This is a genomic window from Mycobacterium sp. NGS39 (assembly GCF_059812765.1).
Genome location: NZ_JCALDH010000007.1, coordinates 99,829 through 112,022, shown reverse-complemented (window position 1 = coordinate 112,022; position 12,194 = coordinate 99,829). Strand labels below are relative to the sequence as shown.

The following is a 12,194-nucleotide window of genomic DNA, read 5'->3' as shown; positions in this document are numbered from 1 at the left end:
GATGTGGTGATGCACGAAGATCTCATGCGGCTGTTCTCGGACCAGCAAGGGGTGGCGACCAGTGGACAGATCCTGCGGCTCGTCAGCCGAAGGACATTGGATCGGTTGCTGAATACCGGTGAGGTGGAACGCATTTGGACCGGCATCTACTGTCTGGGCGAACCTGATGACACCACTCGATTGCGCGGGCTGGACCTGTCGTGCGGCACCGTCGTTCCGGTCTGCATGACAACCGCCGCGGCGCTGTATGGCTTCGACGTCCGAAACGACGCTGATCTGCATGTGCTGAATCCGCCCGGGCACCAATTGCGTTGCGCAGACGGCCTTGTGGTGCATCGCCGCGACGGGGCGCCTCTTCGGATCGTCGACGGGCGCCCGGCCACGTCGCCAGCATGGACGGCTATTGAGGTGGCCCGCAGCCTGCGCCGCCCGTGAGCTCTGGCGACCCTCGACGCGGCGCTGCGCAGCGGCGCGTGCAGCCGTCCCGACCTATGGCGCGCGGCAATCGAGCAGGCCGGCCGTCGAGGCATCGTCGCGGTCCGTGATCTGCTGCCGCTCGCCGATGCTCGAGCCGAGTCGCCGATGGAAAGTGAAGCGCGGCTGGCCATGATCGACGGCGGCTTGCCGATCCCCGAGCTGCAGTACGAGATCGTCGACGCCAACGGCGAGCTGCGCCGAGTGGATTTCGCATGGCCTGAGCAACGGGTCGCGGTCGAGTACGAGGGGCTGGACTGGCACAGCGGCGCAGAGGCGATGCGCAGGGACCGCAGACGCCAGATTGCGCTGATGGACGTGGGCTGGGTGGTCATCGCGATCGTCTTCGACGACGTCAGGCATCGGTCGTGGGACTTCGTCGCGGCGATCGACCGACAGTTGCGTCGCACTCGTGCCGCCTGAGCGTGCGCTGGGGTGCGGTGCTGCTCGGCGTGTCGGCGCACAGACACGCACGCTCGCGGAATACGAGGCGGTCGCGGAACGAGGCGCACCCTCGCCAATACGAGGCGCCTGCGACAGCGCCAGTAGATGCAACGTCTAGTATCACGTACCAAGCAGCCCACGCCGAACATCGAGAAGAACTCTTGAGGAGAGCTCTGTGACGTACGTGATCGCCGAACCCTGCGTCGACGTCAAGGACAAGGCGTGCATCGAGGAATGTCCTGTCGACTGCATCTACGAGGGCGCCCGCATGCTCTACATCCACCCCGACGAGTGCGTGGACTGTGGTGCGTGCGAGCCGGTCTGCCCCGTGGAGGCCATCTACTACGAGGACGACGTGCCCGACCAGTGGTCGCAGTACACCCAGTACAACGCCGACTTCTTCGAGGAGCTCGGCTCCCCGGGCGGCGCGTCGAAGGTCGGCCTGACCGAGAACGATCCGCAGCCGGTCAAGGATCTGCCGCCGCAGGGCGAAAGCGCCTAGCCTGACCGACGCACGTCGCCCCATCGGCCGGCACAGGGTGTCGGCGGCACTGCCGGTGTTTCCGTGGGACACGCTCGCCGACGCGTGGGCGCAGGCCGCGGCGCATCCCGACGGCATCGTCGACCTGTCCGTCGGCACTCCGGTTGATCCCGTCGCGCCGGTGATCCGAGAAGCGCTGGCGGCGGCGAGCGCATCGCCGGGCTATCCGACCACGGCGGGCACCCCGGCGCTGCGCGAGGCGGCGGTCGCCGCGTTGGCCCGCCGATACGGGGTCGGCGGCCTCACACCTGACGCGGTGCTGCCGGTGATCGGCACCAAGGAGCTGATCGCCTGGTTGCCGACGCTGTTGGGCCTGGGTCCCGACGACCTCGTCGTCGTCCCCGAGCTCGCCTATCCCACCTACGAAGTCGGCGCTCAGCTGGCCGGCGCGCGGGTGGTGTTCGCCGACTCGCTGACGCAGCTGGGCCCGCAACGACCGGCGATGGTGTACCTCAACTCGCCGAGCAACCCCACCGGCCGGGTGCTCGGCGTCGACCACCTTCGCAAGGTGGTCGGGTGGGCCCGTCAGCGCGGGGCGCTGGTGGTGTCCGACGAGTGTTACCTCGGCCTGGGCTGGGACGCCGAGCCGGTGTCGGTGCTCGACGCCGCGGTGTCCGACGGCGACCACACCGGCCTGCTGGTCGCGCACTCGCTGTCGAAGACCAGCTCGCTGGCGGGCTATCGGGCCGGTTTCGTCGCCGGAGACCCGGCGGTGGTGGCCGAGCTGCTGGCCGTGCGCAAGCACGCCGGGATGATGATGCCCACACCCGTGCAGGCCGCGATGGTTGCGGCGTTGTCCGACGACGCGCACGAACAGCAGCAGCGCGACCGCTACGCCCGGCGCCGCGACGTGTTGCTGCCCGCGGTGCGTGCGGCGGGCCTGACCGTCGACCACTCAGAAGCCGGCCTGTACCTGTGGGCCACTCGCGGCGAGCCGTGCCGCGACACAGTGTCGTGGTTCGCGCACCGCGGCATCCTGGTTGCGCCGGGGGAGTTCTACGGTGCGCGCGGGCGCCAGCACGTGCGGATCGCGCTCACCGCGACCGACGAGCGGATCGCCGCCGCGGCCGACCGGCTCGCGGCATAGCACCCATGTCGCCGCACCGCGGGCTGAGGCAGACTCTCGCAGTGACCGTTGACAGTCGGCGGACGTGGCTCACCCGCAATGTGCGGGTGCTCGCACTGGTGTCGTTTCTGCAGGACGCCGCCAGCGAGCTGCTCTACCCACTGCTGCCCATTTATCTGACCGGCGTGCTCGGTGCGCCGCCCGGGGTGGTCGGTGCCGTCGAGGGCGCCGCCGAAGGCGCCGCGTCGTTGACCAAGATCGCTGCCGGGCCGCTAGGGGACCGGTTCGCGCGGCGACCGTTGATCGCCACCGGCTACGGCATGGCGGCGCTGGGCAAGGTGATCGTCGCTATGGCCGCCGCATGGCCGGGCGTACTGGCGGGCCGGGTGGTGGACCGGCTGGGCAAGGGCTTGCGCGGCGCGCCGCGCGACGCGCTGCTGGTCGACGGCATCGATCCGACCGCGCGCGGCCGCGTGTTCGGGTTCCACCGCACCATGGACACGGCCGGCGCGGTCGTCGGACCGCTGCTCGGGCTGGCCGGCTACGAGCTGCTGGATCACCAGATCGCTCCGGTGCTGTACCTGGCCGTCATCCCCGCGCTGCTTTCGGTGCTGATGGTGTTCTGGGTGCGCGAACGCGTGCACGTCCGAGCGGCGAGGCCGCCCGTGTTCGCCAACGTGCGGCAACTTCCCGGCCGCTACTGGAAGGTGACGGCCGCGCTGGTGGCGTTCAGTCTGGCCAACTTCCCCGACGCACTGCTGTTGTTGCGTCTCAACGACATCGGGTTCGGTGTGGCCGGCGTGGTACTGGCTTATGTCGGCTACAACGCGGTGTACGCGCTCGCCAGCTACCCGGCTGGCGCGCTAGCCGACAAGCTCACGCCGGCAACGGTTTTCGGCATCGGACTGGTGTTCTTCGCGATCGGTTACCTCGGGCTGGGGCTGACCACCGACGCGGTCCTGGCGTGGCTGCTGATCGCGGTGTACGGCGTATTCACCGCCTGCTACGACGGTGTCGGCAAAGCCTGGATTTCGACGCTGCTTCCCGGCGGGCTGCAGTCCAGCGGGCAGGGGGTCTTCCAGGGGCTCAACGGTTTCGCGATCCTGTTCGCCGGCCTCTGGGCCGGGCTGTCGTGGGGTGCGGCCGGACAGCTGCCGTTGTTGATATCCGGCGGCGTGGGAGCGCTCTCCGCGATCGCGTTACTGCTCGCCGCCGCGCGACGCCGACGCTGAGATCACGCCGGGAACGCCGCCACCGGCATCCATACGCTGCCCTCGCACGGGCCGCCGTAGATCTCCGTCATCCAGGTTCCGCGCAACGTGCCATCCGGCTGCGGTACGTAGTACGTCCACGACCGGGCCGGACTCCACACCTTGGGGACGCCGTCGTCGACTAAGCAATCCCATTGCCAGTCATAGACATTGGCCCATCGGCCGCCGTCCCAGGTGTAGCGCTCGGGCAGCGGGACGGTGGGGTTGGTGGGACGCGGCCCGTCGACCACGGTCGCCACGCACGACGACCTCGAGCACTGTGTGACAAACGTCAGCTGTCCGCTGAACGGAGGTTCGGCTTGTTTGGCCGCTCGGCTGTTGCCGGTCTTCTGGTCGGCGTAGCCGACGAGCGTGTATTTGCCGTTCCACGAAGGTGTTTGTGCGTCTGCCGGTGCCGGGCTCGAAGCGAGCACGACGAACAGGGCTGCGCCGAGCAACGCAGCCCATCTCCGCCAGAAGACACACATGATGGCCGAGTTTATGTGGCGTAACTGCCGATTCACGCCTCGCTACCGCGTCGTCGACGTCCCAGTTGGGTCACAATTCGACTACGCCACAGCGCATTTCGGTCGCCGCTAGGCCGTCGGTCGGTGCAGCAGGAACAGCGCGAACGCGGCGATCGACTGAGCGTCGACGATTTCTCCGGAGCGGATCATCGACACCACGTCCTCGTGGGAGAACCACGCGCTGCGCATGTCCTGCTCCTCATGCTCACGGTCGGCTTCGCCTTCGGTGATCCCGGTGGCCAGAAACACCCAGCCGCGTTGGCTGGACATGCCCGGTGCGACGTCGAGCTGGCCGAGCCGCTCGAACGACTCGGCCCGCAGCCCGGTTTCCTCGCTGAGCTCGCGGCGGGCGAGCTCGGTCGGTTCAGCCTCCGCTAGATCAGGTGCAGTGCCTTGGGGAAACTCCCAGCGCCGCGCGCCGACGGGGTAGCGGAACTGCTCGACCAAACGAAATCGCTTGCCGTCGTAGGGGATTACTAGAGCGTAAGTGGGTTTGTCGACCACCCCGTAGATGCCCACGCTGCCGTCCGGCCGGCGGATGTCGTCCTCTCGCACCACCATCCACGCACTGCGGTAGACCTCCCGGGAGCCGATGCGCTCGATCTGTGCCACGCCCGTCAGTATCGCGGGTTGCGGCGGGTAGCCTCGCTGGCGTGCTGCTGGCGTCGTTGAACACCGGTCCTGACGTCCACGACGCCGTGCGGATCGGCTCCCCCGAAGGACCCGTCGCGCTGAGCCGTAGCGACCTCGTCGGCGCCGCCACATCGGTGGCTGAACGGGTCGGCGGTGCGCACCGGGTCGCGGTGCTGGCCACCCCCACCGCGCAGACCGTGCTGGCCGTGACCGGGTGCCTGATCGCCGGGGTGCCGGTGGTGCCGGTGCCGGCTGACGTCGGCCACGCCGAACGGCGCCACATTCTCAGCGACTCCGGTGCACAGGCGTGGCTGGGCGAGGCGCCCCCGGGCGCGGAGGGGCTGCCGAACATCCCGGTGCGGCTGCATGCCCGCTCGTGGCACCGCTATCCGGAACCGTCGCCCGACGCCGCGGCGCTGATCATGTACACCTCGGGGACCACCGGACCGCCGAAGGGCGTCGTGTTGTCCCGCCGAGCGATCGCCGCGGACCTCGACGCGCTCGCCGAGGCGTGGCAGTGGACCGCCGACGACACGCTGGTGCACGGGTTGCCGCTGTTCCACGTCCACGGGCTGGTCCTCGGCCTGCTTGGTTCGCTACGGGTGGGCAACCGGTTCGTGCACACGGGCAAGCCGACTCCGGAGGCGTATGCGCAGGCTCGCGGCACGCTGTATTTCGGGGTTCCGACGGTGTGGTCGCGGATGGCCGCCGACCGGTCCGCCGCCGAGGCGCTGCGGCCGGCGCGGTTACTGGTGTCCGGCAGCGCGCCGCTGCCCGTGCCGGTGTTCGAAAGGCTCGCTTCGCTCACCGGCCATGAGCCGGTGGAGCGGTACGGCAGTACCGAATCGCTGATCACGCTGAGCACCCGCGCCGAGGGAGAGCGACGCCCGGGCTGGGTGGGTCTTCCACTGCGTGGGGTGACGACGCGGCTGGTCGACGACGACGAGGCGCCAGCCCCCCACGACGGGGAAACTGTGGCGCGCCTGCAGGTGCGCGGGCCGATGATGTTCGACGGTTACCTGGGCCGGCCCGACGCAACGGCTGCGGCGTTCACCGACGACGGCTGGTACCGCACCGGCGACGTCGCGGTGATCGATGCCGGCGGCATGCACCGCATCGTCGGGCGCGAGTCCACCGACCTGATCAAAAGCGGCGGCTACCGCATCGGGGCAGGCGAGGTAGAGACCGCATTGCTGGGCCATCCCGCTGTGGTTGAGGCCGCGGTGGTGGGTCTGTCCGACGACGACCTGGGCCAGCGCATCGTCGCATTCGTGGTCGGCGACGTCGACTCGGCAGAGTTGATTGACTATGTGGCACAACAGCTTTCAGTACACAAGCGGCCGCGTGAAGTCCGGCTGGTGGACGCGCTGCCCCGCAACGCGATGGGCAAGGTGTTGAAGAAGGAGCTCGCGACATGGGGTTGAGCTCTGCGCGAGCGTGCGCCGCGTGTCAGTCTCACCGGCGTGTCCCCGGCACGACACGCACGCTCGCGGTGGTCGAGGGAGCTAGTTGGCGTGCAGGGCGTCGTTGAGCGCGATGCCTTCGCGGTCGCGCGACACCACCTCGACCGCACCGGTCACCGAATTGCGCCGGAACAGCAAGTTGTTGGCGCCGGACAACTCTCGCGCCTTGACCGTGCCGCCGTCCGGCGTCGCGACCTTGGTACCGGCAGTCACGTACAGCCCCGCCTCCACCACGCAGTCGTCGCCAAGGGAAATCCCGAGCCCCGCGTTGGCGCCGAGCAGGCAGCGCTTGCCGATCGAAATCACTTGTGTCCCACCGCCGGACAATGTCCCCATGATCGACGCGCCACCGCCGATGTCGGATCCGTCGCCCACTACGACGCCTGCGGAGATGCGACCTTCCACCATCGACGCGCCCAGCGTGCCCGCGTTGAAATTGACGAAGCCCTCGTGCATGACGGTCGTGCCGGGCGCCAGGTGCGCGCCGAGGCGCACCCGGTCCGCGTCAGCGACCCGCACACCGGTGGGCAGCACGTAGTCGACCATGCGGGGAAACTTGTCGACGCCGTAGACGGTCACCGGGCCGCGCCGACGCAGCCGCGCCCGAACGGTGTCGAAACCCTCGACCGCACAGGGGCCGTGATTGGTCCACACCACATTGGTCAGCACGCCGAAGATGCCGTCGACGTTCGCCCCGTGCGGCTTGATCAGCCGGTGCGAGAGCAGATGCAGCCTCAGGTAGGCGTCATACGCGTCGGCGGGCGGGTCGGCCAGCGCGCCGATGACCGTGCGCACCAGCACGGTTTCGACGGCGCGGTCGTCGTCGCGTCCTGCCAGGCCGGCGAGGTCGGCAGGCACCTCGGCCACCGACAACCGCACTGTGCCGGCCGGGTCGTCCACGTCGAGTTCCGGTGCGGGAAACCAGACGTCGAGCACCGCCCCGTTGGCGGCGATGGTCGCCAAACCCACACCCGCAGCAGAAGTCACGAGGCTCAACGTTACTGTGTGGCACTCGCAGCCGAATCGCCCGGCTAGCCTGATCCTCGTGGGCCTGAACTTGCGTGGCGATCCGGTGACGCTGACCGCCGCGCTCGTCGACATCCCCAGCGAGTCAGGGCGCGAGGCCCGCATCGCCGACGAGGTCGAGGCCGCGCTGCGTGAGCAGACGAGCGGATTCGAAATCGTCCGTAACGGCAATGCGGTGCTGGCGCGCACGCAGCTAGGGCGGCCCACCCGGGTGCTGCTGGCCGGTCACCTCGACACCGTGCCGATCGCCGGCAATGTGCCCAGCCGCTTGACCGACGGGCAGTTGCACGGCTGCGGCACGGTCGACATGAAATCCGGCGACGCAGTGTTTTTGCACCTGGCCGCCACGCTGGTCGAGCCGGCTCGTGACCTGACACTGGTGTTCTACGACTGCGAGGAGATCGAAGCGGCAGCAAACGGTTTAGGCCGCATCGAACGCGACCTGCCTGACTGGCTGGCGGCCGACGTGGCGATCCTGGGCGAACCGTCCGGCGGCTACATCGAAGCGGGCTGCCAAGGCACGCTGCGCGTGGTCGTGACGGCCAACGGCACCCGAGCGCATTCGGCCCGACCGTGGATGGGCGACAACGCAATTCACAAACTCGGCGCGGTGCTGAACCGGCTCGCGGCATATCAGCCGCGACACGTCGACATCGACGGCTGCACCTACCGCGAAGGCCTGAGCGCCGTGCGCATCGACGGCGGCATTGCCGGAAACGTGATCCCCGACCAGGCGTCGGTGACCGTGAACTTCCGCTTCGCCCCGGACCGCGGCGTCGATCAGGCGCTGGCTCACGTTCATGAGGTGTTCGACGGGCTCGACGTGCGGATCGAGCAGACCGACGCAGCGGCGGGGGCGCTGCCCGGGTTGTCGCATCCGGCCGCGGCCGCGTTGGTGGCTGCTGCGGGCGGGCGGGTGCGCGCGAAGTTCGGCTGGACCGACGTGGCGCGGTTCGCGGCGCGCGGCATCCCGGCCGTCAACTACGGGCCCGGTGACCCAAGCCTGGCCCACCGCGCCGACGAACGCGTGCCCGTCGAGCAGATCACCGCGGCCGTCGAGATGCTGCGCGGCTACCTGAGCGCCTGACCCTGCCGCGCCGCGTCGGCGGCCACGGGCTCCAACCCGACGGCGGCCAACTCCTCGGCGACCTCTTTGAGCGCGGTCGCGTCACCGTCAGTCAGGGCTTGCGCGTGCGCCAGCGTGAGCCGTCCCAAAACGCAGTCGACCTCGCCGGCCAGCCGCTGGGCGCGGTAGATCGCCCTCGTGTCGCCCAGCCGCACCGAGTCCTGCAGCGCGCGCAGCGCGACCGCTGACTGCCCGCCACGCTCGGCGGCCTGCACCGCCTCGCGAGCCGCGTCGAGGGCCTCGGCCCTGTCGCCGCGAGCGAACTTCGTCCAGGCGCGGGCCAGCGCCAGTTCCGGCGTGAACAACGCCGACTTCATTCCGTGCCGCGACTCGGCGGCGCTCAGCGCCTTCGCCGCGCCTTTCTGGTCGCCCTGCTGGCCCAGAGCCTGCGCCAGCAGCATGAAGGCCAGCGGACCCCAGGAGTAGCCGGTCGGCGCCAGCGCGTTCGCGGCGACGTCGAGAACCTGGACAGCCGCACTGAATTCGCCCTGCGCGGTCGCGACGTACCCCACGAGCACCTCGCCGATCGCGCGGGCCGGCTGCTGGCCTTCGGCGGAGTCGGCGTAGCGCTGCGCCAGCGCCAGCGCCTCGTCGAGCCGGCCCGACATCAGCCGCGCCGTGATGCGGCCGAACCCGCTGGTGAACCGCAACAGCCCGGGCTGGCCGGCGGACACCGCCCGGGCCGCGAGCTCGTCGACCCGGCCGAACCGCCCGACTCGCGCCGACGACAACGCGGCCGCCGACGCCGCCCAGCCCACCGCCTGATCGTCGGCGTGCGGTGACGCCAGCACCTCGTCCGCGAGCCGCAACGCGCGCAGTGGGGTACCGGCATTCATCGCGAACGTGGCGGCGAGCGCGTCCAGCGTGATCCGCGCCCCCGGCGCCGACACCCGGTTGCGCACGGTCTGCAGGAACGCCGCGGCCTTGGTTGGCTCCGAGAGCATCCAGAACTGGTTGGCAGCCCGCGGCAACGCCCACGCCATCAGCTCGGTTTCCGACAGCTGCTGCGGGTCGACGGCGGCCAGCACTTCGTCGGCTTCTCGGCCCCGGCCCTGCCATGCCAGAGCTTGAGCGAGGACCAGCCGCGCGTCCAGCGACTCCGACTCTTGCAGTGCGGCCCGGGCAAGCCGCTCGCCGGCTTCCATGTCGCCGCGGCGCAACGCCTCGGCGGCCGCGGCCCCAGCGTCGGTCACCTGCTGCATGCTATGGAGGCTAGTTTGTCGGATGTGTCGGAGTCGGCGGAGTCGCGCGGTGAGTGGGCGGTTTGTGTGTACTGCGCGTCGGGCCCGCGCCACCCCGAGCTGTTGGCGCTGGCGGCCACAGTGGGCAAAGAGATCGCCGACCGCGGATGGACATTGGTGTCGGGCGGCGGCAATGTGTCGGCAATGGGCGCGCTGGCCGACGGAGCACGCGCGCACGGCGGCCGGACGGTCGGGGTGATTCCGAAGGCGCTGGTGCACAAGGAGATGGCCGACGTCGACGCCGACGAACTCGTCGTCACCGACACGATGCGTCAACGCAAGCAGGTGATGGAGGAGCGCTCCGACGCGTTCATCGCGCTACCCGGCGGCATCGGCACGCTCGAGGAGCTGTTCGAGACCTGGACCGCCGGCTACCTGGGCATGCACGACAAGCCCGTGGTGCTGCTCGACCCCGACGGCCACTACGACGGGCTGTGGGCCTGGCTCGAGGGACTGGTCGAGAAGGGATACGTACACCCGGGTGCGATGACGCGCATCGTGGTGGCCCGCGACGTGGACGGCGCACTAGCCGCCTGCGCCCCCGCTGACTAGGCTTTCCGCCAGTTTGCGCCCGGCCTGCAGAGGGAAGATGAACCGTTATGGCGGAAAAAGGCGAAGCGAAGGACAAATCAACCGTCGGCTTGCTTGACATAGCGACCCGGTTGCCCGGATTGATCATGGATGCCCCGGCCATCGTGCAAGGGGTGCTGACCGGGTTCATGGCCCGGCCCTCGGCGAAGACCTCGATCGGCAAGGTCTTCCAGGAACGCGCTGCCCGATACGGCGACAAAGCTTTCATCCGGTTCCAGGACGAGACCGTCACCTACCGCGAGGCGAACGAGACCGCCAACCGCTATGCGGCGGTGCTGGCGGCCCGCGGCGTCGGCCGCGGTGACGTCGTCGGGATCATGCTGAAGAACTCGCCGCGCGCGGTGCTGCTGATGCTGGCCGTGGTCAAGCTCGGCGCGATCGCGGGCATGCTCAACTACAACCAGCGCGGCAAGGTGCTCGCCCACAGCGTCGGGCTGCTGGACGCCAAGCTGCTGATCGGCGAGGACGAGCTGTTGGAGGCGGTGCAGGAGTCCGGCGCCGACACCAACGAGACGCTCTCGGTCACCGAGCTGGACCGGCTCGCCGCCGACGCGCCTGCCGACAACCCCGCCGTCACGTCGTCGATCCTGGCCAAGGACAAGGCGTTCTACATCTTCACCTCGGGCACCACCGGGATGCCGAAGGCCAGCGTGATGACGCACTACCGCTGGCTGCGCGCACTCGGCGGATTCGGCGGCATCGGCATGCGGCTGAACAGCAACGACACCCTGTACTGCTGCCTGCCGCTGTACCACAACAACGCGCTGACGGTCGCGGTGTCGTCGGTGCTGAGCGCCGGCGCGACGCTGGCGCTGGGCAAGTCGTTCTCGGCGTCGAAGTTCTGGGACGAGGTGATCCGCTACGACGCGACCGCGTTCGTCTACATCGGCGAGATCTGCGGCTATCTGCTCAACCAGCCGGAGAAGGACACCGACCGCAAGCACAAGGTGCGGGTGATCGCCGGAAACGGGCTGCGGCCGGGCATCTGGGACGAGTTCACCAAGCGGTTCAACATCCCGCGGGTCTGCGAGTTCTACTCGGCCAGCGAGGCGAACACCGCGTTCGTCAACGTCCTCAACATCCCCAAGAGCGCCGGCATCTGTCCGACGCCGGTGGCGTTCGTCGAGTACGACAACGAGACCGGCGACCCGGTGCGCGACGAGAACGGTCGGGTCAAGAAGGTCAAGAACGGCGAGCCGGGGCTGCTGCTCTCCAAGGTGAGCAACTTCCAGCCGTTCGACGGCTACACCGACAAAGAGGCCACGGAGAAGAAGCTGGTCCGCGACGCCTTCAAGAAAGGCGACGTCTGGTTCAACACCGGCGACCTGATGCGCGCGCAGGGCTTCGGGCATGCCGCGTTCGCCGACCGCCTCGGGGACACGTTCCGGTGGAAGGGCGAAAACGTCGCGACCACGGAGGTCGAGCACGCCGTCGCGCAAGACAGCAACGTCGAGGAAGTGACGGTCTACGGGGTCGAGGTCGAAGGCGCCGGCGGCAAGGCCGGAATGGCGGCGATCCAACTCAAGGAAGGCGCGGAGTTCGACGGCAAGGCGCTGGCCAAGACCGTCTACGAGAACCTGCCGCCCTACGCGATGCCGTTGTTCGTGCGTGTGGTCAAAGAGCTCGAGAAGACCTCGACGCAGAAGGTCAAGAAGGTCGACCTGGCCAAGCAGGGCTACGCCTCCGACGACATCGAAGACCCGATCTACGTGCTCAAGAGCCGCGAGGAAGGCTACGTCGAGTTCTACGACTCCTATCCGCAGGAAGTGAAGGACGGCAAGGTCCCCAAGAGCAAGTAGCCTCCGCTATTTC

10 protein-coding genes and 2 pseudogenes are annotated in these 12,194 nt (G+C 69.1%); 8 read left to right on the top strand and 4 right to left on the bottom strand.

Annotated features, from left to right (window positions below; translation table 11 throughout):
• Positions 1 to 9 precede the first annotated feature (9 nt).
• The 4 genes and pseudogenes from AC5Y39_RS11700 (at position 10) to AC5Y39_RS11685 (ending at position 3,757) form a co-directional block, all read left to right on the top strand.
• Positions 10 to 897: pseudogene (locus AC5Y39_RS11700) on the top strand (type IV toxin-antitoxin system AbiEi family antitoxin).
• Between the two features lie 196 nt (positions 898 to 1,093).
• Positions 1,094 to 1,420, top strand: a complete 327-nt coding sequence (fdxA, locus tag AC5Y39_RS11695; RefSeq protein ID WP_499909736.1) for a ferredoxin — start codon at positions 1,094 to 1,096, stop codon at positions 1,418 to 1,420.
• Positions 1,421 to 1,457: 37 nt separating this feature from the next.
• A complete protein-coding gene (gene dapC / locus AC5Y39_RS11690) occupies positions 1,458 to 2,546 on the top strand; it encodes a succinyldiaminopimelate transaminase (RefSeq protein WP_500018704.1) in 1,089 nt (362 codons plus the stop codon).
• A 5-nt stretch (positions 2,547 to 2,551) separates the two neighbouring features.
• Positions 2,552 to 3,757, top strand: coding sequence for an MFS transporter (locus AC5Y39_RS11685; protein WP_500018706.1), 1,206 nt, complete (start codon positions 2,552 to 2,554; stop codon positions 3,755 to 3,757).
• Between the two features lie 2 nt (positions 3,758 to 3,759).
• Here the strand turns inward: AC5Y39_RS11685 and AC5Y39_RS11680 are convergent, their stop codons facing one another.
• Together AC5Y39_RS11680 and AC5Y39_RS11675 are read right to left on the bottom strand one after the other, a co-directional pair.
• On the bottom strand, positions 3,760 to 4,263 hold the full coding sequence (locus tag AC5Y39_RS11680) for an Rv2253 family sensor-like surface protein (protein ID WP_500018708.1): 504 nt from the start codon (positions 4,261 to 4,263) through the stop codon (positions 3,760 to 3,762).
• A gap of 108 nt (positions 4,264 to 4,371) precedes the next feature.
• Positions 4,372 to 4,914, bottom strand: a complete 543-nt coding sequence (locus AC5Y39_RS11675) for an NUDIX domain-containing protein (protein WP_500018709.1) — start codon at positions 4,912 to 4,914, stop codon at positions 4,372 to 4,374.
• Positions 4,915 to 4,955: 41 nt separating this feature from the next.
• Here AC5Y39_RS11675 and AC5Y39_RS11670 point away from each other — a divergent pair, with 41 nt between their 5' ends.
• Positions 4,956 to 6,359, top strand: a complete 1,404-nt coding sequence (locus AC5Y39_RS11670) for an acyl-CoA synthetase (RefSeq protein WP_500018711.1) — start codon at positions 4,956 to 4,958, stop codon at positions 6,357 to 6,359.
• 81 nt (positions 6,360 to 6,440) lie between these two features.
• Here AC5Y39_RS11670 and dapD read toward each other — a convergent pair whose 3' ends face one another.
• On the bottom strand, positions 6,441 to 7,394 hold the full coding sequence (dapD, locus tag AC5Y39_RS11665) for a 2,3,4,5-tetrahydropyridine-2,6-dicarboxylate N-succinyltransferase (RefSeq protein ID WP_500018713.1): 954 nt from the start codon (positions 7,392 to 7,394) through the stop codon (positions 6,441 to 6,443).
• 55 nt (positions 7,395 to 7,449) lie between these two features.
• Here dapD and dapE point away from each other — a divergent pair, with 55 nt between their 5' ends.
• The gene (gene dapE, locus AC5Y39_RS11660; protein WP_500018846.1) at positions 7,450 to 8,511 is read left to right on the top strand and encodes a succinyl-diaminopimelate desuccinylase; all 1,062 of its coding nucleotides are present in this window, start codon (positions 7,450 to 7,452) and stop codon (positions 8,509 to 8,511) included.
• Here dapE and AC5Y39_RS11655 read toward each other — a convergent pair.
• A pseudogene (locus AC5Y39_RS11655) lies at positions 8,496 to 9,728 on the bottom strand (AAA family ATPase); the annotation flags it as partial. The gene dapE and the pseudogene AC5Y39_RS11655 sit on opposite strands and share 16 nt — an antisense overlap.
• 48 nt (positions 9,729 to 9,776) lie before the next feature.
• On the opposite strand from AC5Y39_RS11655, the gene log reads away from it, so the two are divergent.
• Both log and fadD6 read left to right on the top strand, forming a co-directional pair.
• Positions 9,777 to 10,343 (top strand): cytokinin riboside 5'-monophosphate phosphoribohydrolase, encoded by a 567-nt coding sequence (gene log / locus AC5Y39_RS11650; protein WP_500018715.1) that lies wholly within the window; start codon positions 9,777 to 9,779, stop codon positions 10,341 to 10,343.
• Positions 10,344 to 10,390: 47 nt separating this feature from the next.
• Positions 10,391 to 12,181 carry a long-chain-acyl-CoA synthetase FadD6 gene (gene fadD6 / locus AC5Y39_RS11645; protein ID WP_500018717.1) on the top strand — a complete coding sequence of 597 codons (1,791 nt, stop codon included), beginning with the start codon at positions 10,391 to 10,393 and terminating at the stop codon, positions 12,179 to 12,181.
• Positions 12,182 to 12,194: the final 13 nt, after the last annotated feature.